This window comes from Micromonospora sp. NPDC005298 (assembly GCF_040607375.1).
Taxonomy (GTDB): domain Bacteria; phylum Actinomycetota; class Actinomycetes; order Mycobacteriales; family Micromonosporaceae; genus Micromonospora.
On record NZ_JBEXGP010000004.1, the window covers coordinates 111,150 to 134,267 of the forward strand.

The 23,118-nt window shown below is 70.8% G+C and carries 16 protein-coding genes; 4 read left to right on the forward strand and 12 right to left on the reverse strand.

The features are described from left to right. Window positions 1–15: 15 nt before the first annotated feature. Genes ABZS77_RS11200 through ABZS77_RS11225 form a run of 6 tightly spaced genes read right to left on the reverse strand, consistent with a single transcriptional unit; the run spans window position 16 to window position 4,766 of the window. Window positions 16–339 carry a DUF202 domain-containing protein gene (locus tag ABZS77_RS11200; RefSeq protein ID WP_354820800.1) on the reverse strand — a complete coding sequence of 108 codons (324 nt, stop codon included), beginning with the start codon at window positions 337–339 and terminating at the stop codon, window positions 16–18. A gap of 15 nt (window positions 340–354) precedes the next feature. Next, the gene (locus tag ABZS77_RS11205; protein WP_354820803.1) at window positions 355–768 is read right to left on the reverse strand and encodes a DUF202 domain-containing protein; all 414 of its coding nucleotides are present in this window, start codon (window positions 766–768) and stop codon (window positions 355–357) included. After that, window positions 738–2,150, reverse strand: a complete 1,413-nt coding sequence (locus ABZS77_RS11210; protein ID WP_354820806.1) for a sulfatase — start codon at window positions 2,148–2,150, stop codon at window positions 738–740. Before ABZS77_RS11210 ends, ABZS77_RS11205 begins: the two co-directional genes overlap by 31 nt. 23 nt (window positions 2,151–2,173) lie before the next feature. Next, the gene (locus ABZS77_RS11215; RefSeq protein WP_354820809.1) at window positions 2,174–3,175 is read right to left on the reverse strand and encodes an aliphatic sulfonate ABC transporter substrate-binding protein; all 1,002 of its coding nucleotides are present in this window, start codon (window positions 3,173–3,175) and stop codon (window positions 2,174–2,176) included. After that, window positions 3,172–3,954, reverse strand: a complete 783-nt coding sequence (locus ABZS77_RS11220) for an ABC transporter ATP-binding protein (protein WP_354820812.1) — start codon at window positions 3,952–3,954, stop codon at window positions 3,172–3,174. The genes ABZS77_RS11215 and ABZS77_RS11220 overlap by 4 nt, the downstream gene beginning before the upstream one ends. Then, window positions 3,951–4,766 carry an ABC transporter permease gene (locus ABZS77_RS11225; RefSeq protein WP_354820815.1) on the reverse strand — a complete coding sequence of 272 codons (816 nt, stop codon included), beginning with the start codon at window positions 4,764–4,766 and terminating at the stop codon, window positions 3,951–3,953. The genes ABZS77_RS11220 and ABZS77_RS11225 overlap by 4 nt, the downstream gene beginning before the upstream one ends. A gap of 315 nt (window positions 4,767–5,081) precedes the next feature. Between ABZS77_RS11225 and ABZS77_RS11230 the strand changes: the two genes are divergently transcribed. Together ABZS77_RS11230 and ABZS77_RS11235 are read left to right on the forward strand one after the other, a co-directional pair. Continuing rightward, complete coding sequence (locus ABZS77_RS11230; protein WP_354820818.1) at window positions 5,082–7,508, forward strand: family 20 glycosylhydrolase; 2,427 nt, start codon at window positions 5,082–5,084, stop codon at window positions 7,506–7,508. A gap of 101 nt (window positions 7,509–7,609) precedes the next feature. Continuing rightward, on the forward strand, window positions 7,610–8,794 hold the full coding sequence (locus ABZS77_RS11235; protein WP_354820821.1) for an ROK family transcriptional regulator: 1,185 nt from the start codon (window positions 7,610–7,612) through the stop codon (window positions 8,792–8,794). Between the two features lie 17 nt (window positions 8,795–8,811). Here the strand turns inward: ABZS77_RS11235 and ABZS77_RS11240 are convergent, their stop codons facing one another. Genes ABZS77_RS11240 through ABZS77_RS11250 form a run of 3 tightly spaced genes read right to left on the reverse strand, consistent with a single transcriptional unit; the run spans window position 8,812 to window position 11,564 of the window. Further along, on the reverse strand, window positions 8,812–9,654 hold the full coding sequence (locus tag ABZS77_RS11240; RefSeq protein ID WP_354820824.1) for a ketose-bisphosphate aldolase: 843 nt from the start codon (window positions 9,652–9,654) through the stop codon (window positions 8,812–8,814). A gap of 9 nt (window positions 9,655–9,663) precedes the next feature. Beyond that, entirely contained in the window at window positions 9,664–10,560 is an 897-nt protein-coding gene (locus ABZS77_RS11245; RefSeq protein WP_354820827.1) for an SIS domain-containing protein, read from the reverse strand. Continuing rightward, on the reverse strand, window positions 10,536–11,564 hold the full coding sequence (locus tag ABZS77_RS11250) for a 1-phosphofructokinase family hexose kinase (protein WP_354820830.1): 1,029 nt from the start codon (window positions 11,562–11,564) through the stop codon (window positions 10,536–10,538). Before ABZS77_RS11250 ends, ABZS77_RS11245 begins: the two co-directional genes overlap by 25 nt. Before the next feature lie 307 nt (window positions 11,565–11,871). Here ABZS77_RS11250 and ABZS77_RS11255 point away from each other — a divergent pair, with 307 nt between their 5' ends. Further along, on the forward strand, window positions 11,872–14,229 hold the full coding sequence (locus ABZS77_RS11255; RefSeq protein ID WP_354820833.1) for a family 20 glycosylhydrolase: 2,358 nt from the start codon (window positions 11,872–11,874) through the stop codon (window positions 14,227–14,229). Then, window positions 14,226–16,418 carry an RICIN domain-containing protein gene (locus tag ABZS77_RS11260; protein ID WP_354820836.1) on the forward strand — a complete coding sequence of 731 codons (2,193 nt, stop codon included), beginning with the start codon at window positions 14,226–14,228 and terminating at the stop codon, window positions 16,416–16,418. The genes ABZS77_RS11255 and ABZS77_RS11260 overlap by 4 nt, the downstream gene beginning before the upstream one ends. Window positions 16,419–16,509: 91 nt before the next feature. Here ABZS77_RS11260 and ABZS77_RS11265 read toward each other — a convergent pair whose 3' ends face one another. The 3 genes from ABZS77_RS11265 to ABZS77_RS11275 form a co-directional block, all read right to left on the reverse strand. Further along, entirely contained in the window at window positions 16,510–19,278 is a 2,769-nt protein-coding gene (locus ABZS77_RS11265) for a TIM-barrel domain-containing protein (RefSeq protein WP_354820839.1), read from the reverse strand. Window positions 19,279–19,527: 249 nt separating this feature from the next. After that, window positions 19,528–20,307: a DeoR/GlpR family DNA-binding transcription regulator gene (locus ABZS77_RS11270; RefSeq protein ID WP_354820842.1), complete on the reverse strand. Its 780-nt coding sequence runs from the start codon at window positions 20,305–20,307 to the stop codon at window positions 19,528–19,530. Between the two features lie 212 nt (window positions 20,308–20,519). Continuing rightward, window positions 20,520–22,859 (reverse strand): beta-galactosidase, encoded by a 2,340-nt coding sequence (locus ABZS77_RS11275; RefSeq protein WP_354820845.1) that lies wholly within the window; start codon window positions 22,857–22,859, stop codon window positions 20,520–20,522. Window positions 22,860–23,118: the final 259 nt, after the last annotated feature.

Genomic DNA, 23,118 nt, shown 5'->3' on the forward strand with positions numbered 1-23,118 from the left:
CGGCACCTGTCGCCCTCAGCGGGCGAGGACGTGCACGACGATTGCCACACCGCCGACCATCACCAGCGCGCCGACGGCAGCCAGCGGTACGGCCCCGCCGGGGCGTCCGGCCCCGGTGGGCGGCCGGACGGCGCGGTACCGGCGTCGAGCCAACGCGGCCACCGCGACGGCGAGCGGTGCGCAGGCCAGCACGATCCCCGCCGCGAACGGACGGGTCGGCAGCAGTTCCCGGCCGACGGCGACCAGCACGGCGGCCGTCGCCAGCGCCGTGCGCAGCCACGCCAACAGGGTGCGTTCGGCCTGCGCCCCCCGGTCGGCGAGACCCGGCGGCTCCCTCACATCAGCACCACGACATCAGATCAGCACCACGACGGCGATGGTCACGCCGGCCACGACCACCGCCACCGCCGACACGGCAACGACGGGGGTGGACGGCAGCGGCAACTGGAGCCGCAGCGCCCGTTCGTTGCGGCTCCACCGTGGAAACGCCTCGGCGGCCACCCCGACGGCGAGCACCGCGAGCACGACAGCCGCCCACTGCGAGCCCTCCGTGCCGAAGGCCTTCACCGCCGCGGCGGCCACCATGAGACCCAGCGCGGTCCGCAGCCACGCGAGGAACGTGCGCTCGTTGGCGAGGGTGAACCTCGGGTCCGGCTCGGTGCCCACCCCGTAGACCCGACGTGGCCAGCGGCGGTCGGCCCGTCCCGTCGGCTCGCTCCGGGTGACCGACTGGTCCGTCACCCGGCGACCGGTGCCGGGGGCTGCCACGGGGTGTCACCACACTCCCGCTGGACGCGGGCGAGCTCGTCGGTGAGCGTCGCCCGGATCCCCGCGTACGCCGGGTCGTCGTAGACGCTGCGCATCTCCCACGGGTCGGCCCGCAGGTCGAACATCTCCCACTCCGGCTCCTGTGCCGTCGCGGAGGTGCCGGGCAGACCCAGCCCGTCGGCGTAGTAGTAGACCAGCTTGTGGTCGTGGGTGCGGACGCCGTAGTGCGCCCACACGTGGTGCTCGTCGTCGTCGTGTTCCCAGTAGCGGTAGTACACCGACTGCCGCCAGTCGTCGACGTCCTCGCCGCGCAGCAGCGGTCGCAGTGAGCGCCCCTGCATGCGGGGATCGGCCGGCACGCCCGTGTAGTCGAGGAACGTCTGGGCGAAGTCGACGTTCATGGCGAGGGCGCCGGTGGTGGAGCCGGCCGGGATCTCCGCCGGGTAGCGGATGAGGAACGGCATCCGCAGCGACTCCTCGTACATGAACCGCTTGTCGTACCAGCCGTGGTCGCCGAGGAAGAAGCCCTGGTCGGACGTGTAGACGACGATGGTGTCGTCGGTCAGACCGTGCTCGTCGAGATAGTCGAGCAGGCGGCCGACGTTGTCGTCGACGCTGGCGACGCAGCGCAGGTAGTCCTTGATGTACCGCTGGTAGGTCCAGAGCGCGGCCTCGTCCGGGTCCAGGTGCGGTGGCAGCATCTCCTTGATGTCGTTGGCGGTCAGGTCGCGGTCCACCCGCATCCGGGCGGCACGGGCGGCAGCGGCGTGCCCGGAGTGGTCGTCGTCGAACGAGCCCGGCACGGCCACGTCGTCGACGTACATGTCGCGGTGTTTGTCGTCGGGTTCCCAGTTGCGGTGCGGGGCCTTGTGGTGCACGAGCAGGCAGAAGGGCCGCTGCGGGTCGCGCTGGTCGAGCCAGTCGACGGCCAGGTCGGTGATGATGTTGGTGCAGTAGCCGGGGCGGACCTGCTCGGTGCCGTCCATGCCGATGAACACCGGGTCGCGGTAGCGGCCCTGACCGGGCACGACCTCCCAGTAGTCGAAACCTCTGGGGTCGTGCTCCGGGCCGTGCCCGAGGTGCCACTTGCCGACCAGCGCGGTCTGGTACCCGGCCCGGCGTAGCAGCTCGGGAAAGACGAGCTGCCGGTTGTCGAACTCGGTCGACAGTGTCTGCACGCCGTTGACGTGGTTGTAGGTGCCGGTGAGGATGGTGGCCCGGCTGGGCGCGCAGAGCGAGTTGGTGCAGAAGCAGTTCTCCAGCAGGGCACCGCCGGCCGCGATGCGGTCGATGTGCGGCGTCTCGTTGATCTTGCTTCCGTAGGCGCCCACCGCGTGCGCGGCGTGGTCGTCGGCCATGATGAAGACGATGTTGGGCCGCACGGGTTGGTCCTTTCTCACCGGGTTCAGGACGCGTACGCGGCGGCGTCGTAGTAGGTGCTCGGGTCGACCGCCTCCGGCAGCTTGCCCAGGTCCTTGAACAGGCCGTTGAGGCCGGTGAGCCAGCCCGCGACGGTGCCGTCGGTGGACTTGGCGGCGAGTTCCGCCGAGGGCAGGAACCGGGCGTTCGTGGCCTCGGCGCGCAGTTGCTCGACCGGCGCGGACTTGAGGAACTTCGCGGTCACCTCGACGGCGCGGTCCACGTTCGCCACCCGCTCGTCGTTGGCGGCACGCAGCACCGCGAGCACCTTCTTCACCAGCTCCGGCTTGCCCGTCACCACGTCGGTGCGCCCGACGTAGGCGGACGGGAAGCTGATGTCCGGGTAGAAGTCGTCGTTCTTGGCCAGCTCGGCGAGGTTCGGGACCCGCTTCTTGATGGTGCCGATGAGCGGGTACCAGATGCCCGCGGCGTCGATCTGGCCGGACCCGAACGCGGTGACCACGGTGCTGGGGTCCATCGTGACCTTCTCGACGTCGTCGATGGAGAGCCCGGCGCGGCGCAGGGCCAGCCGCACGATCATGTCGCCGGAGGTGCCCTCCGGTACGCCGACCTTCTTGCCCTTGAGCGCGGCGATGGAGGTGATGCCGGGCTGGGCGATGACCCGGTCGGCGAAGCCGAGCGAGTTGATGGCGATGACCCGGGCCTTGCCTGAGGCCGGCAGCCACATCGCGCCCGGGCCCAGGTAGCCGAAGTCCAGATCGCCCGCGCCGAGCGCCTGCACCTGTAGGGGACCGTTGGTGAAGACCTTGAGGTCCGGCTTGAGCCCGTGCTGGGCCCACAGCTTCTTGTCCTCAGCGATGGCCATGAGGCTCGCGCCTGTGAAGTCGGCGATGTAGCCGAGCTTCACCGCTTCGGTGGCGGAGCCGCCGGTTCCGGACGTGTCGTCGTCGCCGCAGGCGGCGAGGGCGGCGGTGGTGCCGAGGCCGACGAGGCCGGTCAGCATGGCACGACGGGAGAGAGGGCTCATCGGGATGCACCTTCCTGGGGGGTCTGGTGGTAGACGGCGCGCCAGACCCGGTTTCGGATCCGGGAGAACTCCGGGGAGAGGCGGACCGCTTCGGTACGCGGGTAGGGCAGGTCGACGTCGATGACCTCGTGCACGCGGCCCGGCCTGGCGGCCATGACGACGACCCGGTTGGCGAGGTAGACGGCCTCGTCGACGTCGTGGGTGATGAACATGACGGTGCGTCGCTCGGTGCCCCAGGTGGCCAGCAGCTGATCCTGCATCTGCACCCGGGTGAGGGCGTCGAGGGCGCCGAAGGGCTCGTCCATGAGCAGGACGCCGGGGTCGACGGCGTACGCGCGGGCGATGGCGCACCGCTGCCGCATGCCACCGGACAGCATCCGGGGCAGCGCGTCGGCGAAATCGGTGAGGCCCACGAGGTCGATGAAGTGCTGCGCCCGTCGTCGCCGTTCGGCCCGCCCGACCTTGGCGATCCGGAGACCGAACTCGACGTTGTCGCGCACCGTCAGCCAGGGGAACAGCGCGTACTGCTGGAAGATGACGCCGCGTTCCGGGCCAGGCCCCCGCACCGGTCGGGAGTCGACGAGCACTTCACCGCTCGTGGGTTCGACCAGGCCGGCGGCGATGTTCAGCAGGGTCGACTTGCCGCAGCCGGACGGGCCGACCACCGTGACGAACTCGCGGTCGGCGATGTCCAGGTCGACCTCGCTCAACGCGTGGAACGGCTTGCCGCCCACCTCGAACGTGCGGGTGGTGGAGCGGAAGGAGATCTTCTCGGTCATCGGCGTTCCTGCCATCCGGTGAGGCGCTTCTCGGCGGCGAGCAGGAGCCGATCCATGACCAGGCCGAGCACACCGATGGTGATCAGGCCGACGAAGATGCTCGGCAGGTCGTAGTAGATCTGCGCCTGCTGCATCCGGTAGCCGAGGCCTTCCTGCGCGGCGATCAACTCGGCGGCGACAAGCGTCGCCCAGGCCGCGCCGAGGCCGACGCGCATGCCGACCAGGATGAACGGGGTGGACGCGGGGACGACCACCCGGCGGAACACCACCGCGTCGTTGGCGCCGAGCACCCGGGCAGCGTTGATCATGGTCTTGTCGACGTTCACCACGCCCTGGAACGTCGACACGACGCAGGACAGGAACGCGGCGAGGAAGATGACGAAGATCTTCGGGGTCTCTCCGATGCCCATGAGCAGGATGGCCAGCGGGATGACGGCGAGCGGCGGGATCGTGCGGAAGAACTGCACGTAGGGCTCGATCAGCCCGCGCGCCGTCCCGTACCAGCCCATGAGGAAGCCGACCGGGATCGCCAGGGCGCTGCCGAGCGCGAAGCCGATGAGCACCCGACGCAGGCTGGCGAGGCTGTCGTCGAGCAGGGTGCCGTCCATGATCAGCTCACCGGCGCGGACGGCGACCTCCTGCGGGCCGGGAAGGCCCGAGACCCCGATCCGTGCCAGCACGGTCCAGATGCCGATGCCCAGCGCGACGGCGAGCACGTTCCACACCAGCAGCGGTACGGCGCGGCGGGGTGGCGACGCGGCAGGGGTGGTCTGCGGCCCCCGGGGCGGGGACGGTTGAACGTCTATCGCCACGGTGGTGCTCCGTAGCCCAGCTCGGACATGGGGCCCCTTTCCGGTCGGCGGCGCTGAAGGTAAGCGAATCTTTGGGGACGCGGCGAATCATGTCAACCCTTCGGACTAAAAAGCCCGAGCTGGGAGCGCTGCGCTGGTTCATAAGATGTCAGATGTCCGGTCGGCAGCCTAGGGCCGCCCGCGCCCCGTGACAACGCCCGGAACGGCGTGGGCCTCTTTTGTCCGGGCCATTGACTAAATTGAGCGGCTTGAGCAGACTGCGGCTACCCGAGGAACCAGTCCCCCGGCCAGCCGGGCGACGGACGGAGGAGTCCCATGTCGATTCCGCGCTCCCGCCACACCACCGGATCCAGACGCCGCCTGATCGCGGCGAAGCTCGCGGTGGTGCTCACCGCGTCGCTCCTCGCGCCGCTGACCTCCGGCACTCCGGCCCTGGCCGCGCCGGCGAACCTGGCCCGCGCCGGCACCGCCACCGCGTCGAGCGTCGAACTCGACCGCGCCGACTTCGTCGCCGCGCACGTCACCGACGGCGACCGCACCACCCGCTGGTCGTCGAAGTACCAGGACGACAACTGGGTCCAGGTACGGCTGGCGTCCGCCGCACGGGTCGACCACGTGACACTGACCTGGCCCAACGCGTGCGCCCGTGACTTCAGCCTCCAGACCTCGACCGACGGCGCGGTCTGGACCACAGTCACCCGCCTCCAGCGCGACACCTGCCCCCGCACCGACGTCATCGCCGTCAACTCGTCCCAGCCGGTGTCCTACGTCCGGATGCAGGGCCACCAACGGTGGGCGGGTTACGGCTACTCGATCTCCGAGTTCGAGATCTGGGACGGCACCGCGCCCGCGCCCGCCCCGTCACTGGGCCTGCTGCCCAAACCGGTGTCGCTCGCGGAGAACGGCGGCACGCCGTACACCCTGAACCCGAACACGCCCGTCGTCGCGGTCGGGTCGCAGGCGACCGCGCCCGCCACCTACCTCGCCGGGCTGCTGCGCCCCGCCACCGGGTACGCCCTGCCGGTGGTCACCCAGAGCACCGCGCCCGCGCCCATCGTCGTGGAGGTGGGGGCCGGCAAGGGCCCGGTCGGGCACGCCGCCGAGGGGTACCGGCTCGTCGTCACGAGCGGCACGGTCCGGATCAGCGCCGACACGGCGAACGGCGCCCTCAACGGGGTGCAGACGCTGCGCCAACTCCTCCCCCAGTGGGTGGAGTCCGACACCGTCGTGGGCGCCGCGTGGACGGTGCCGGCGGTGACCATCACCGACTACCCGCGCTTCGCCCACCGCGCGATGATGCTCGACGTCGCCCGCAGCTTCTACCCGATGAACGAGATCAAGGCGTACATCGACAGCGCGGCGCAATACAAGATCAACCGTCTGCACCTGCACCTGACCGACGACCAGGGCTGGCGCATCGCCATCGACAACCCGGCGAGCAACCCGGCGGGCATCGACTACGGTCGGCTCACCTCGGTCAGCGGACGCACCGCCATGACCTACAACGACAGCGGTCAACTGATGGGCACCGAACTGGGTGTCACCGGCTTCTACACCCGGGCCGACTACGCCGAGATCGTGCGCTACGCCGGCCTGAACGGCATGACGGTCGTCCCGGAGATCGACATGCCGGGGCACACCAACGCGGCGCTGCACGCCATCCCCCAGCTGAACACGGCGGGCGCCCAGCCCAAGCCGGCACCCGGCCAGCAGACCGCACCGGCGAACGGCACCGGCAACGTCGGCTACTCGACGCTCGACTCCGCCAGCCCGACGACGTACGAGTTCGTCACGCAGGTGCTGGCCCAGATCGCCGCCATGACCCCCGGGCCCTACCTGCACATCGGCGGCGACGAGGCGCACGTGACCAGCCACGCGAACTACACCACGATGGTCGACGCCTTCACCGCGACAGTCGCGTCGCTCGGCAAGACAGTTGTCGGCTGGAACGAGTACGCCGGCACCGCGCTGCCCCGGAACAACTCCGTCGTGCAGTTCTGGAACGGCGACCGCACGGCGGTGGCCAACGCGGTGACCGGCCGGGGCGCCCGGGTCGTCCTCTCCCCCGCCGCCCACACGTACGTGCCGCAGAAGCAGGATTCCCGCCAGCCGCTCGGCGGCACCTGGGCGTGCGGTGGACCGTGCGGGCTGGACCGGCACTACAACTGGGACCCGGGCACCTTCATCCCGAACATCGCCGAGACCAGCGTGCTCGGTGTCGAGTCGGCCCTGTGGGGCGAGTTCATCCGCCGCGTCGGCCAGGCGCAGTACTACAGCTTCCCGCGCCTCATCGCCACCGCCGAGGTGGGGTGGACGCCGCAGGCGCAGCGCGGCTACGCCGACTTCACCACGCGCCTGTCCGTGGCCGGGGGGCGGTTGACAGTCGCGGGTGTCAACTTCTTCCCCACCGCCGACGTGGCGTGGCGCCAGCAGGCGATCGGCCGGTCCACCGCCGTCGCCGTCGGCGCACCTGCCGGCGCCACCTGGACGGTCACCGCGCCCGGGTCCCGCAGCACCGATCTGGCCGCCACGGTCACCTGGAGTGACGGGCGGGTGGAGTCGTTGACGCCGACCGCGACGCGCGAGGCGAGCATCCCGGCGATGCAGGTCAACAGCGCGTTCACGGTCGTGTCCCGCCGCACGTTCGGCGCGGCGGGGACGTACACCGGGACGTTGTCCGTGCGCTCGGCCGGACTGGCCCCGGTCCAGGCGTCGCTGAGCGTCACCGTCCGCGCCACCTGACCGCCAACCGGCGCCGCCACCTCGCCGGGTGGCGGCGCCGGCCACCGCGCCGTACGTTGCCGCGACGACACACGGGGGCAGGCGTCGGTCATGATGGTGCCGTGATCGAACGCCCGGATGCCATGCAACGTGTGCGGCTGGCGCACACGGAGGCCCTGCTGGCTCAGCTCCGCAGCGCCGGCCCGCTCAGTCGGGCCGACCTCATCCGGCTGACCGGGCTGTCACGCACCACCCTGTTCGACATCATCGGCGACCTCATCGCCCGCGGTGTGGTCGTCGAGCGGGAACCGTCGCTGTCCGGCCAGCGGGGCCGGGGACGGCCGTCCACCACCGTCAGCCTCAACCCGTCCGCCGGCCGTATCGTCGGCATCGACCTCGGCCGGGTGACGATCACCGTCATCGTCGCCACCCTGGGGCACGACATCCTGGCCCGGGGCAGCCGTCCCGTCACGCTGGCGGCAGGGCCGGCACGGCGCGCCAACGCCGCGATCAAACTGATCGACGACCTCGTGCAGGAGCACGACATCGACCTGCGCGCGTTGGAGGCGATCGGCCTCGGCCTGCCCGGCCTGGTGGCCGGCCGGGGCGGTCCGGCGGGCGGCGGCCCGTCGGTGGCCGCGAAGCAGGTCAGCACGCGCATCCAGGACCGGTACGGCGTCGCCGTCGTCACCGACAACAACTCGCGGCTGGCCGCGCTCGCCGAAGGCACCTGGGGTGCGACCCGTGACGTGCGGGACGCCATCTACGTCCGGTGGAGTGACGGCGTCGGTGGCGGGCTGATCGTCGACGGCCGACTCGCCCGCGGTGCGAACGGCGCGGCCGGCGAGATCGGCCACGTCAGTGTCGATCCCGACGGGGATCCGTGTCCGTGCGGTGGTCGTGGCTGCCTGGAACTGCTGATCCGCCCGTCGGCGCTCATCGAGCAGTGCGCCCGCCGTGGTGTGACAGTCGCGGATCCGGCCGACCTGGTGGCCCGGGCACGTGCCGGCGAGCCGACCGTCCAGGACGTGGTGCGGCACGGCGCGACGCTGCTCGGTCGCGTCCTGTCGGGCATGGTGGTGCAGTTGGATCCGGGCAAGGTGGCCATCGGCGGCACCCTGGCCCACGCCGGCGACGTGGTGCTCGGGCCGGTCCGCGCGGCGATCGCCGAGCTGGCGATGCCCCGGCACACCCGCCGCCTGGACGTCGTGCCCGCCCAGTTCGGTGACGAGGGTGGCGCCCTGGGCGCCGTCGCGGCCGCCCTGCGGCTCAACCTGGCCGAGCCCTCGCCGGCCTTCCCCGGCTAGGGCAGCCCGCGTGGCGTCTACGGCGCCCCGGGCAGGAGCGTGAGCAGGCGCTCGACACCCTCGGTCACCGCGTCCCGGCCAGCCGCGAGGTAGCCGCGCGGGTCGCGGGAGTGGGGCAGGGCGCCACGGACCGCGTCGGTGAACGCCACGTTGAGGGCCGTACCCACATTGATCTTCACCATGCCCTGGGCGACGGCGGCACGGATCTGCTCCAGCGGCACCCCGGAGGAGCCGTGCAGGACCAGCGGTACCGGTACGGCGTCGCGGATCGCGGCCACCAGGTCGAGATCCAGCGAGGCGGTCCGGTCGGCCATCGCGTGGGAGCTGCCCACCGCGACGGCGAGCGCGTCGACGCCGGTCTCGGCGACGTAGCGGGCGGCCTCGGCCGGGTCGGTGCGGACCCCGGCGGTGTGGGCGCTCGCCGGGGCGTCCGGTTTACCGCCGACGTAGCCGAGTTCCGCCTCCACCCACAGCCGCTGGTCGTGCGCCCACTCGGTCGCCTTGCGGGTGGTCGCCACGTTCGCGGCGTACGGCAGCGCGGACGCGTCGACCATCACGGAGCTGAAGCCCGCGTCGGGCGCCTGCTCCAGCAGGGTGATGTCGTCGACGTGGTCCAGGTGCAGCGACAGGGTGGCGCTGGACCGCCAGGCGACCTCGGCCGTCGCGGCGGCGATCGCCGACACGCCGGAGTGGTAGCGCGCGGCGTTCTGGCTGATCTGCAGGATCGCGGGACGTCCGGCACGCTCCGCCGCGGCGGCGATCGCCTGGGCGTACTCGATCGTGATCACGTTGAACGCGAGCACGCCGGTGCCGGCGGCCTGGGCCGCCGCCACCAGGTCGGCGGTGGGAACGAGGGTCATCAGTGGTCCTCAGGCGACCGGCGCGGTGAGGACGACGGATCGGGTGAGCAGCCGGGGCTGGTCCGGGTGCAGACCGCGACGCACCGCGAGCTCGACCGCGAGCCGCTGCGCGGTCGTCAGGTGCGCCATGGCGTCGATGTCCTCGTGCACCACGATCGCCCCGGTGGCGGCCAGGTCGCCGAGGAGCCCCGGCACCACCGGCCCGAAGATCCAGACCACGGACCGGTGGTCCACCACGCTGATCGGACCGTGCCGGAACTCCATCGCCGGGTACGACTCGGCCCACATCTGTGCCGCCTCCCGCAGCTTGAGGGCCGCCTCGTGCGCCACGCCCACCGTCCAGCCGGTGCCGAGGAAGGTGAACTGGTCCCGCCCGACCACGGCCGGGTCGAGCCGCGTACCGAGCTGGGCCCGCGCCTGGTCGATCGCCCCGGTCAGGTCCGTACCCAGGCCGGCACGCCAGAGGGCGAGCGCGGTCGTGGCGAAGCGGGTCTGCACCACGGACCGCTCGTCGGCGAAGTCGAGGACGACGCAGTCGCTCACGAGCCGGGTCACCGGCCGGTCGGCGTCGGTCGTGAGCACCGTCGAGCGACTGCCGGGCGGCAACTGCTCGAGGAGTCGGATCACCTCGGTGGTGGTGCCGGAACGGGTGATGGCGACGACGCGGTCGTACCGTCGCCCGGTGGGGAACTCCGACGCGGCGAAGGCGTCGGTCTCCCCCTGGCCCGCCGACTCCCGCAGCGCCGCGAAGCTCTGCGCCATGAAGTACGACGTGCCGCAGCCCACGACGGCGACCCGTTCGCCCGGCTGCGGCAGGGCCCGTGCCACGCCCGGCCGGGCGGCCAGATCCACGGCGCGACGCCACGTCTCGGGCTGGGAGGTTATCTCGGAGGCGACGTGCGACACGGTTCCTGCTCTCTGTCGGTGCGGTGCTCTTCCAGGTCGTCGACGGCGGTTCCGGGCAGCAGCCGGGAAGCGACCGCGTCGTCGTACTCGCCCGCCCACGGGCAGGCGACGGCGGCCGCCGAGACGGCCGCGCCTCGGGCGAGGACGTCCCGCCAGGGCGCACGGGTGAGGAGCCCGTACGCGAGCACGGCCGCGAGGGCGTCGCCGGCGCCGGTCGGGTTGCCGACCACCCGTTCGGGCGCGCGGGCGTGGTAGGCCCTTCCGCCGTTGACCGCCACGAATCCGTCCGCGCCTCGGGACACGACGCTGGCGTCGGCGCCGAGCCGGACGAGCCGGTGCGCCACCTGCACGGCGTCGTCGCGGGTGCGCACCGGGCGGCCGAGCAGCTCCGCCGCCTCGTGGACGTTTGGTTTCACGAGTGTCGGCGCGGCGGCCAGCGCGTGGCGGAGCGCGGCGCCGTCGGTGTCCACGATGGTCCCGGCCCCGGCGGTCCGGGCGATGGTGACGAGATCGCGGTACGCGGTCTCGGGGACACCCGGTGGCCGGCTGCCGGACAGCACCACCACCCGTGCCGCCCGGACCCGCTCGGCGAACACGTCCCGGAACGACTCCCACTGGGCGCCGGTGACGCGCGGGCCCGGTTCGTTGAGGACTGTCGCCGTGCCCCGCCCGAGGACGGTGACCGTCCGGCGGGTCTCCGCGTCGAGGCGGGTGAACCACGCCGGTACGCCGGCCGTGGCCAGCTCGGCCTCGATCTGCTCCCCGGCGGCGCCGCCGGCCAGGCCGAGGACCATCGTCTCGGCGCCCAACTGCCGCAGCACCCGGGCGACGTTCAGGCCCTTGCCGCCTGCGCGGGAGACCACGTCCGTCACCCGGTGGGACGTGTCAGGCACCAGGTCAGACACGGTGTAGGTGATGTCGAGGGCCGGATTGAGCGCCACCGAGATGATCAGGTCGCCGGGCACCCCGGACTCCGGCGGACCGCCGTCCAGGTCTCGTCTCATATCGCCCTCTTCCGGAAGATGCCGGCCACACGAGCTCGCCTGATCTTTCGTGACATCCAGACGCCAGAATCACTCAGGATGTTGCAGACCCTAGGAGCTGGCACCGGCGGCGTCAAGGTCGGTGTGAGCGCTCAGACAGGCCGGTGCGGCGCGTTTCCGGCTCCGCCGAAGATTGCACCACCTTGCACGGGTGTCTCTTGACGGGCGTCGATATGGCTCGTAAGTTCGTCCGACATCTGACGTAGGACAATCGCCAGCCGTCCGAAGGACCACCCAGGATCTCCACCGCTCTGAACGATCGGGGTACGTGACTGTGTTCTCATCCCGCAAGCGGCTCCTTCCTCTCGTACTCGCCTCCCTGCTTGCCGGCGTGGGCCTCCAGGTCCCATCGGCGGCGCAGGCGGCCAACCCGACGCCCCCGGTCGCGCCGAGCGTCCGGGAGTGGACCGGAGGGACCGGCGTCTGGACGCTGGCGCCGTCGTCCCGGATCCTGCTGGACCCCGCGCACGCCGCCCAGTTGTCATCGGCCGCGACGTCGCTGCGCGTCGACCTCGGCGCGATCAGCGGTGCCGACGTACCGGTCGTCTCGTCGGCGACACCCGCAACCGGCGACATCCTGCTCACCCTGGCGAGCACCGACGCCGGCATCGGCGATCAGGGCTATCTGCTGACCGCCGGCCCGACAGTCGTGATCCGCGCGAACGCGGCGGCCGGCGTGTACTACGGCACCCAGGCCCTGCTGCAAATGATCAAGCAGAGCGCGACGAGGACGACAGTGCCGGCGGGGACCATCCGGGACTACCCGCAGTACCGGGACCGGGGGGTGATGCTCGACGTCGGCCGGCACTTCTACGAGATGGACTACCTGGAGAACCTGCTCCGCCGGATGGCGTGGCTACGCCTGAACACGCTGCGCCTGCACCTCACCGAGTGGAACGGCTTCCGGCTGCGCAGCGACCGGTACCCCTCTCTGGCCTCGGCGCAGTCCTACAGCAAGGCGGACCTGCGCAGGTTGCAGGATGTCGCCAAGCGGTACCACATCACCATCGTTCCCGAGATCGACCTGCCGGGGCACGCCACGGCGATGACGACGTACGACCCGACGATGCGGTTCACCTGCCCGTCGATGGACATCGCGCCCTGGCCTGGCGGGTCGAACGGCGGCTGGACGCTCAACCTCACCAAGGACAACGCCCGGACCTTCGTGATGAACCTGCTGTCGGAGTTCGTGCCGCTGTTCGACGGCCCGTACTTCCACATCGGCGGCGACGAGTACCAGACCGACGCCGCCAAGAACGCCTGCCCCGAACTGGTCAGCTACGCGCGGGCCCGCGGCTTCCCCTACCCCGGTGACGTCTTCACCGAGTTCATGAACCTGATGAACGACAAGGTGCGCTCGTACGGCAAGACGACCCAGCTCTGGAACTGGTGGGAGACGAACGGTCAGCAGACCAGCATCAAGCCGGCGACCAACATCGTCCTCACGCCGTACACCGGGTCGTTGAGCTACTTCTACAACCTGGGCCACACGGTGGTCGGCGTACCGGAGAGCACGTTGTACGTGACTCCCGGGCTGAACCTCTACGTCAACACGAAGAACGTCTACGAGAGCTGGACACCGGACACGAACGCCAAGGTCAACGGCTACCAGATGGCCCGCTGGTCGGACGCCGTGGAGCACCAGACCGACGAGTGGTTCGACCAGTACGCGAAGCGGCCGGCCGAGGTCCTGGCCGAGCGCCTGTGGGGCGGCCCGAGGTCGGGCACCGTGGAGGCGTTCTTCGCCCGCGTGGACGCGATCGGGGACGCCCCGGGCGTGCCGAGCGTGGTCCAGGTCAACGACAACACCACGGGCACCGGCGACAACCAGTTCAGCTACTCGGGCACGTGGTCCTACGGTGCCAACGGCGCTCAGCAGTTCCAGCGCGACGACCACTACAGCAGCACGCTCGACAGCGCCTACCAGGTGCGCTTCACCGGCAACAGGATCAAGCTCTTCGCCGCCCGGGCGGCGAACCACGGCCGGGCTGGCGTCTCGATCGACGGCGGCCCGGAGACGGTCGTCGACCTGTACTCGCCCACCCGGGTGGACCAGGCGATGGTCTTCACCAGTGGGCAGCTCGCGCAGGGCCCGCACGTCCTGAAGGTGCGGGTGCTGAACAGCAAGAACGCCGGCTCGTCCGGCACGGCGGTCACGGCGGACAAGGTCGAGGTGTCCACGGCGGCGACCCCGACCGCGGTGTTCGACCCGGCGACGGAGTACCGCGTGGTCAACCGCAACAGCGCCAAGGTCCTCGAGGTGCCGGCGGGCAGCGGGGACGGCGGCGGTGCCATCCAGTGGTCCAGCAACGGCGCGGCGCACCAACGCTGGACGGTCGCCGACGCCGGCGGCGGCTACTACCGCGTCGTCAACCGCAGCAGCGGCAGGGTGCTGGACGTGTCCGGCTCGTCCACCGCCGACGGGGCGAGCGTCGTGCAGTGGACGTACCACGGCGGCGCGAACCAACTGTGGAGCGTCATCCCGGTCGGAACGAGTTACAAGATCATCAACCGGAACTCCGGCAAGGCGCTCACCGTCGCCGACGCCGCGACCAGCGACGGCGCCGCCGTCGTCCAGTCGACCTACCGCGGAGGTACCGAACAGCAATGGACCATCACCCGATGAACGGCCGATCGAGGGCACATTCGGGCCCGGCCGCCCGGGCCGGCACCGCCGCCACGGTCGCGCTCGTGCTCCTGCTGAGCCTGCTGATGCCGGTGTCGACCGCGCAGGCGGCCACGGCGACGCTGAACTATCCGGTCAACCAGGCCTTCAACGGCAGCAGCACCTTCCTCGACAGGTCGGCCGACGTGTCCCGGGTGGCGACCCTGACCCAGGGGGCGATCGCGGTCCGGTTCCGGTCCACGAGCACCGCCGTCGCGAAGAGCTTCTTCAGCGCCTCGCACACCGCCGACGACTCCAGCAACCTGTCGTTCTCCCTCAACGGCGGCTCGGTGTACTTCGAGAACCGGGAGAACGGGGCGTATGCCACGCAGGTGACGTCCACCGGCGGCCCCTACAACGACGGCGTCTGGCACACCGCCATCCTGACCGTCGGGTCCGAGGGCACCCGCCTGTACGTCGACGGGACGGTGCGCGCCACGAACCCCTCCACCCGGTTCTTCGCGAACGTCCGCGACCTCAACGGCATGTGGATCGGCCGCAACGTCGACGCCCAGGGAGCCCAGTGGCACTACAGCGGTGACCTGGACTACGTGCGCGTGTACGGCACACCACTGTCGGCGGGCGAGATCAACGACCTCAGCATGCGCATCGACTACACGATCCCGTTCCTGGACCTCAAGGACGACACGCGCCGTCAGGTGCTCACCGACCGCCAGGCCGGGCAGTACCTCGGGCACCCCGACACCGTGCTGCTCGACGACGGGCGCACCATGTTCGCCGTCTACCCCATGGGCCACGGCACCGGTCAGATCATCCTGAAGCGCAGCGACGACGGTGGCCGTACCTGGACGGGCCGGCTCCCCACCCCGGCGAGCTGGGCCACCAGCAAGGAGACCCCGACCCTCTACAAGGTGGTCAAGCCGAACGGGGTGACCCGGTTGCTGCTGGTCAGTGGCCTGCCGGCGAGCCCGGGCGGGTTCAAGACCGCGTACTCCGACGACAACGGCCGATCCTGGTCGGAGTTCACCCACCACTTCGCCGACGCCGGCTTCGCCGGTTTCGTCGCCCACGCCACCCTGGTCCGGCTCAAGAAGGCCGACGGGTCCTGGGACTTCCGGTACCTGGGCGTCTTCCACGACGGCGGATTCAACAACTGGAAGACCTACCTGACCTTCGACGCCGCGGGCAACGCCGTCTGGAGTACGCCGACCCGACTGCTCGCCGCGCACAACGCTATCGAGAAGTACGCCGGCCTCTGCGAGATCGAGATCATTCGCTCGCCGGACGGTCGCCAGCTCGCGCTGCTCGCCCGCGCGCAGAACAAGCGCACGAACGCCATGGTCGCCTTCTCCAACGACGAGGGGAACACCTGGACCGAGCCGCGCGAGATGCAGGGCGCCCTCATGGGCGAGCGGCACGCCGCGACGTACGACCCGGCCACCGGTCGGCTCGTCATCACCTTCCGCGACATCATCCGCAACAGCGTGAGCAACACCGGGGCGTGGGTGGCCGGCGACTGGGTGGCCTGGGTCGGCTCGTACGACGACCTGGTCAACTCCCGGGAGGGGCAGTACCGGGTGCGGTTGCTGGAGGACTTCACGCCCTCGGTCAAGAGCGGCGACACCGGCTATGCCGGCAACGTCGTGCTGCCCGACGGGACGTTCGTGCTGACGTCGTACGGCTACTTCGACCCGGCGGACACGAGCTACCCGTACATCATGACCGTCCGGTTCAGCCTCAAGGAACTCGACGCCCTGAACGGCTCGTTCGACCCGAACGCGAGCTACACGTTGACCAACCGGGCCAGTGGCAAGGTCATGGAGGTCGCGGTCGCCGCACCCGGTGACGGCGGCGACGCCGTCCAGTGGGCCGACAACGGTGGCCTGCACCAGAAGTGGTCGATCGTTCCGCTCGGCAACGGGTACCACCGCATCGTCAACCGCCGTAGCGGCCGTGCTCTCGACGTGGCCGGCAACTCGACCGCCGACGGCGCCGACGTGATCCAGTGGACGTACACCGGTGCGGCCAACCAGCAGTGGCGGATCACGCGCGTCGGCACCCACGTCACCATCACGAACCGCAACAGTGGTCGAGTGCTCGATCTCGACGGAACGATCACGGACAACGGCGCGGACGTCGTCCAGCGCACCGCGACCGGCGCGACCCGCCAGCAGTGGTCACTGTCCTAGTCGGCACCGGCACCGACCCCGTCCCGGGGATGTGGTGATGGCCCGTCGGGCAGGGCGCCAACCCTGTCCGACGGGCCACAGCCGCGCGAGGTCAGCTCCCCGACGCGGTTCCGGTGACCGTCAGGTCAGCCATCGTGGTCCACGGCCCCCGGCCACCGGCCTCGCTCAGGGCCCGCAGACGTAGGTACCGGCCGGTGCGGGCGGCGGTGAACGGCACCACCTTCTGCGTCGACGTGTCGGCGAACGTCCCCGAGGCCACCGGCGTGCCCCAGCTGCTCGGGCTGTCGGAGACGTACACCTCGTAGCGGCCGATCCGGCCGTTCACTCCCCCGTCCTGCCGGGGCAGGTACCGCAGCCCGTCCACCTGGTACGTGGCGCCCAGGTCGAGCTGGATCTCGTGCGGCAGCGGCGCGGGCGCCGACGACCAGGCGGTGTGCCAGAAGGTGGCCGGACTGCCGTCGAAGGCGTTGGTGGCCCTGCCGTTCTCCGCGCTGGTCTCCTCGCTGTCGGCGTACACGAGTCGCCAGTTGTCGCGCGGGATCGGCGGCGGCGTCGTACTCGTGCCGGGGACCGGCAGCACGGCGCCGTCGATCCGGGTCTGGAACGCGGTGCTCCGCGACCCGGCCTTGATCCGCAGAACTCCGTCCGCGTAGAACCAACCGCTGCTCGCCGAGTCGTACGCGGCGCGCGTGGCGAGCGCCGGCAGCGTCCCGCCGGCGACGGTGACCGTACGCGGGGCGGCAGCCAGGTGCGCGGTGAACTCGTAGGAGCGCGACGACGGCTTGCCTGCGTACGTGCCGGTGGAGGCGCCCACGTCGACGGTGACCGTTCCGGTGCCGGACGCCGGCGCCACCATCTGGACCTGCTGGGTGGCGTACGCCCCGTTCCGGTAGGCGCGGGTGACGCCGTCGTCCTCGTAGAGCGTGAAGCTCGACGTGCCGCGCGGATACAGGTCGTAGGTGAGCGTGGAGACCGGCTTCTCGCCCGTGTAATTCATCTGCGGCCACATCGGCACGATGGAACCGCCCTTGACGAACAGGGGCAGCCGGTCGAGCGGTGCGGCGTACCCGTTCAGCGTGAGCGGCCCCTGGTAGACCCGCCCGGTCCAGTAGTCGGTCCAGGTGCCGGCCGGCAGGTAGATGCCGTCGCGCAGCTCGGTGTCGGAGACCACCGGCGCCACCAGGAACGCGTCGCCCGCCATGAACTCCCCCGACGTGGCGTTGCCCCGGGCGACCGGGTCGTTCGGGTACTCCAGCACCAGGGCCCGGGTCGCCGGCACGCCCGTCACGCTGGCCACCCGGCTCATCGTGTAGTGGTACGGCATCAGCCGCATCTTGAGCTGAAGGTACCGGCGGTTGATCGACAGGTACGGCTCGGCGTAGCGCCAGGGCTGCTTGTCCTGGTAGCCGGGTGCCGGGTTGGTCGCGCCCCAGCCGGACATCGTCATGAACGCCGGCGTGAACGACTTCCACTGGAGGTCCCGCACGTAGGTGTTCGGGCTGCCGCCGAAGATCCCGTCGACGTCACCGGTGGCGTAGTTGAGACCGGACAGCCCCGCGCCGGCGACCGCCGGCACGGTCCACCGCATGTCGTCCCACCGCCCGTACGTGTCACCGGTCCAGACGACTGCGTTGCGCTGGGTGCCGGCCCAACCGTCGACGGTCCACACGTAGCGGCGCGCGTCGGAGTTGCGTTCGATGCCGTCCACCGCCTGTTGCACGCCACGGAAGGCGTTCTGGTAGCCGCCGCCGATCCACCCGACGTCGGTCTTCACGCCGCGGGTGCCGGCGGTGCCGACCTCGTAGTCGATTGACGACAGCCCGGTGGAGGTCCACAGGCCGGTCTGGAAGCCGAGCGCCTTGGCACCGGCGACCGTCGACGGCAGGTCGGTGTAGCCGCAGCCGTACCCGTCGTTGGGCAGGATCCAGCCGGACGGCATGTCCTTGGTGCGGGCCTCCCGCGCGTACGACAGCACGTCGGGAGTCCGCTGGTGCCCGGCCCGGTTGTGGTCGCCCTGGTAGGCGGGGTTGGACGCGTTGAAGCAGTCGGCGTTGCCGAGTTCCAGGCCCCACATCGGGCTCAGGAACGGCTTGCCGGTCACGTCGGTGTACGCGCCGAGCACCCCCTTGAGCGAGTCGCCCACGAAGTAGTAGGCGTCGAAGCGTTCCTCGTTGTGGGTGGTGGTCACCGGCGCGGTGAAGCCGTACGAGCCGGGCGCCCACGTGTTGCGCAGGACGCCGTAGCCGTTGGTGGACAGGTAGAAGGGCGCCGGGCTGGCGTTGGTGTTCTCCCGCCACTGGTTGTCCACGGCGATCGGCACCGTCTTGTCGCGCAACGCCCACTCGCCGAGGCGCAGGCCGGTGCCGTAGAACTGCTCGTCGGTGGCGCGGGCCAGCCGTTGCGTGGTGCGGCCGGCGGTCCAGTCGAGCGGTTGCGCCTCCCGCCAGATCAGCCGCCCGTCCGGGCGCTGGACCTGCATCGTCAGTGGGCTCTTGGTGATCTGGATGACCACCGCCGAGGTGGCGATGCGGAAGGCGGTGCCGTCGTCGGTCGCCGTGCTGGCGACCGCCCCGAAGTCGGTCCGGACGGTGATCTCGTTCGCCGCCGGTTCGGTGAAGGTGCCGTTGGGTGCGACCCAGACGCGGAAGATGTCCGCGCGGGCCAGGGTGAGCCGGATGCGGGCGGCCGTGCTGGTGGTGATCGTGTACGTGTTCCCGGCCCGGGTGAGGCCGGTCGCGCTTCCCGGTGTGGCCGCACGGGCGGGTACGGCGTGCAGCATCGCGGCGAACAGGATGAGGACCACGACGGCGGCCCGGACGGCGGTACGGCGGGTGTGCGCGGGCAGCGATGACCAGATCATCGTTTTCTCCCGGTGTGGTGAGGGACGATGCGGGCTCCGAGGGCGCCGGGCTGACGCGTCGGCGCTGGCCGGAGGCACGGCTGTCGATCTTGCGGCCGTGACCGGAGCGGATCACGCCATTCACGAAGGCCGATGGAATGGATGCTGCACCCGCTTGACTCAAGATGCAAGAACCCACCCGGGAATTTGCATCGAGTTACATCTTTGCCGGGTGCCCGTACTCGAACGAGTGCGCCGCCGGCCGGGCCGTCAGACCTGGAGGACCGTGACCCCCGCCTGTTCGACGAGGCTCACCTGCTGCGGGTCCGCCGCCCGGTCGGTGATCAGGGTGTCGATGTCGCCCAACGGGCAGATCCGGTTGAAGCTCCGGCGGCCCAGCTTCGAGGCGTCCGCGACGACGATCGTCCGCGCCGCGCTGGTCACCATGACGTGGTTGACCGCCGCCTCGCCGTCGTTGTGGGCGCTGGCGCCGTGCTGGTGGTCGATCGCGTCCACCCCGAGCACGACGACGTCCAGAGCCACCGACGCGAGCATCGTCTCCGCGATACGACCGACCAGCTCGTACGACTGTGGCCGGGCCGTCCCGCCGGTGAGCACCACCCGGATGTGCGGACGCACGATGAGCTCGTGGGCGATGTTCAGCGCGTTGGTGACCACCGTGGCCGCCGACAGCTGCCCGCTCGCGTCGGTGCGCAGCGCGAGCGCCCGGGCCACCTCGGTCGTCGTGGTGCCCCCGTTGAGCCCGACCGTGCTGCCCGGTGGGATGAGCGCGAGGGCGGCGGCCGCGATCCGCTGCTTCTCCGACGCCTGCCGCACCGCCTTGTAGCGCAGCGGCAGGTCGTAGGACACGTTCGTGACGACCACGCCGCCCCGGGTGCGGGTCACCAACTGCTGGGTGGCCAGCTCGTCGAAGTCACGACGGATGGTCGCCGTGCTCACGCCCAGCTCGCGGGCGGTGGACTCGATGTCGAGTTGACCCTCGACGGCGACCATCTCCAGGAGCCGGTGCCACCGCTCGCGCTGGTTCACGTCCCACTCCGGTCGCTCCGCCCACCCATGGGGCCATCTTTGCATCCTCGATGCAACGCCCGTACCGCACCACGACGCGGTGACCGGGAGGCGGGAACGGGCGAGGGTCGGCAGGCGTTCCGCGGCGGCCCCGCGCCGCGACAGGTCGCCCACCGACCCCCACCCACCCGTCCCGACCACCGCTGAGGCGGGCGTCAGGTGGCCCGGCGGCGTCAGGCCGGCGTGAGCCGCCAGTGCTGGGAGGCGCTGCCGGTGTCGGTCTGCTGGACGATCACCGCCCCGTTGGTGGTCGCCCCGCCGGCCACGGCCAGCACCTTTCCGGTCTGCACGTTCACCAGTTTCACGAAGTCGCCGGACGCCGTCACGACCCGCCACTGCTGGTTGCCGCCGCCGGTCGCGGTCCACTGGATGACTCGCGCCCCGTCCGCCGTGGAGCTGGCCTCGACGTCGGCGAGCAGACCCGAGCTGACGCTCGTCATCGTGGTGACGCCGCCCACCGCGCCGGCCATCAGCCACGCCTGGTTGGCCCCGCCGTTGGGGGTCCACTGGATCAGCTGCACGCCGGTGGCCCGGGACAGGTCCGGAACGTCGAGGGCCTTGCCGCTGGCACGGTTGACCACCGTGTGGCGGACGGCGCCCGACTGGCCGCTCAGGGTGGCCTCGAAGGAGATCGGCTGGGCCTGCACCTGGTGCAGGTCGAAGACGACGATGTCGTTGGCGCCGACCCGCAGCCACGGCGCCGGGCAGTACAGCCGCTGCTGCGGCCCCACCTTCCAGTAGCGGCCCAGGTTGCGGCCGTTGACCCAGACCACGCCCTTGGTCCACCGGGACATGTCGAGGTACGTGTCGCCGGTCTGGGTGAGGTTCACCGTGGCCTTGAAGAAGATGCCGGGCCGCGAGCTGTTGGTGATCACCGGACGGAGGCCGGCCACGAACGCCTCGTCGACGGGCAGCAGGTGGGTCTGCCAGTTGGTAAGCGTGCCGGTCAGGGTGCCCGCGTCGACAAGTGACACCCGTTCCGTGATGCCCTTGCGGTCGACGAGCGCCTGACCGTAGTTGTTGCGGCCCATGCCCTCCACCAGGATGTCGAGCGTGGGACTGCCACTGGCCGAGGTCTTCAACGCCAGCGGCGCGTCCTGCACGGTCACGCCGAGCGGCGTGGTGTAGGCCGCCGGGAGGCTGCTCCGGGACATTCCGCCCTGGTAGACGCCGTCGAGGAACACCGTGGCGTAGTCGCGCACCGACCTGATGTCCAGCGTCGCCCGGGTGTAGCCGGGCAGGACGCGGCGGTACAGCATGAAGCCGGAGTTCTGGCCGTACATCTCCATCGGTTGCGGGTTCGTCTGGGTCGACAACGCGGCCGGCAGGTTGTCCCACAGCGAGGCGTACGGCGCCGGCAGCACCGCCTGGCCGCCGGTACGCACGATGGTGGGGATCGGCGCCGGTACGGCCGGCAGCGTCACCCCGAGCGCCGTGCCGATGATCTCGCGGTAGGTCGGATACAGCCGCGACGGGCCGCCCTGTTCGGTGATCGGCGCACCGTAGTCGTAGGTGGTGATGTCCGCCTGGTAGCCGGACCCGTTGTCGGCCGCGTTCGCGCCCGCCGAGTACCCGAAGTTCGTGCCACCGTGGATCATGTAGATGTTGAACGACAGCCGGCCGGCCATCAGGCCCCGCAGCTGGCTGGAGATGTCGGTGTTCGATCCGGCGAAACCACCGTCGCCCCAGTGGGTCAACCAGCCCGGATAGAGCTCGCCGGACATGGCCGGAACGCTCGGGAAGGACTGGCGCGCGGCGGCGATGGCGGCCGCGTCACCACCGCTGAGCGCGATCGCGCCACCGGTGACGACAGTCCGGTTGCCCTGCACCTGGCCGAGGCCGTCCTCGGTGTAGAACGGTCCGGTGATCCCGGCCCGCAGCCACAGCTGCCGCAACTCCTCCAGGTAGACGGTGTCGCTGCCGTACGAGCCGTACTCGTTCTCGATCTGGACCATCAGGATCGGCCCGCCGTTGGCCACCATGAGCGGCTTGACCACCGCGGCGAGCGCGTTGATGTAGCGCGTGACGGCGGCCATGTAGTTGGGGTCGGCGGCGGTGCGGACCCGCAGCCTGATGCTCGGGTTACGCAGCAGGTACGGCGGTAGACCACCCAGGTCCCACTCGCCGCAGACGTACGGGCCGGGACGCAGCAGCACGTACATGCCCTCGGCCTGGCAGAGGCGGATGAAGCCGGCGATGTCCCGCCGATCGGTGGTGAAGTCGAAGACGCCCTGCCGTTCCTCGACGTGGTTCCACATCACGTAGATGGCGATCGTGTTCATGCCCATCGCCTTGGCCATCTGGATCCGGTGCCGCCAGTACTGCACCGGGATGCGGGCCGGGTGCATCTCGCCGCTGCGGATCTGGAACGGCTGGCCGTCGAGCAGGAAGTTGCTGCCGTCGGCGGAGAACCCGAAGGTCTGCGCCGCGGCGGCGCTGGCCGGGCCGCCCGACGCCAGCATCGCCGCGAACGGACTGAGCACGCCGAGGGTGAGGAGTTGGCGCCGTTCCATGGAGTCTCCTTCGGACAGGTGTCGCCGACGGCGGTCGCGGGCCGGGGGACGGGCCCGATCGCCGGAATGACGAAGGTGGTCGATGTCGTCGAGCCTGCCAGACGACGCAACATGATGTAAATATGTGCGCCCTATCCGGCATCTTCGATCAAAGAGCCGCTTCGACCCGGCCGTCCACCCTGGAGGGTCAGGTCGCCGTGCACCGCCACGCGTCGATCTATTGACGACCGGCGGGACGTCCGGTTAGCGTCCCGACATC

Coding starts and splice junctions, on each gene's coding strand:
- ABZS77_RS11215 (WP_354820809.1), bottom strand. CDS start 3,175: ATGAGCCCTCTCTCCCGTCGTGCCATGCTGACCGGCCTCGTCGGCCTC.
- ABZS77_RS11220 (WP_354820812.1), bottom strand. CDS start 3,954: ATGACCGAGAAGATCTCCTTCCGCTCCACCACCCGCACGTTCGAGGTG.
- ABZS77_RS11230 (WP_354820818.1), top strand. CDS start 5,082: ATGTCGATTCCGCGCTCCCGCCACACCACCGGATCCAGACGCCGCCTG.
- ABZS77_RS11240 (WP_354820824.1), bottom strand. CDS start 9,654: ATGACCCTCGTTCCCACCGCCGACCTGGTGGCGGCGGCCCAGGCCGCC.
- ABZS77_RS11250 (WP_354820830.1), bottom strand. CDS start 11,564: ATGAGACGAGACCTGGACGGCGGTCCGCCGGAGTCCGGGGTGCCCGGC.
- ABZS77_RS11260 (WP_354820836.1), top strand. CDS start 14,226: ATGAACGGCCGATCGAGGGCACATTCGGGCCCGGCCGCCCGGGCCGGC.
- ABZS77_RS11265 (WP_354820839.1), bottom strand. CDS start 19,278: ATGATCTGGTCATCGCTGCCCGCGCACACCCGCCGTACCGCCGTCCGG.
- ABZS77_RS11275 (WP_354820845.1), bottom strand. CDS start 22,859: ATGGAACGGCGCCAACTCCTCACCCTCGGCGTGCTCAGTCCGTTCGCG.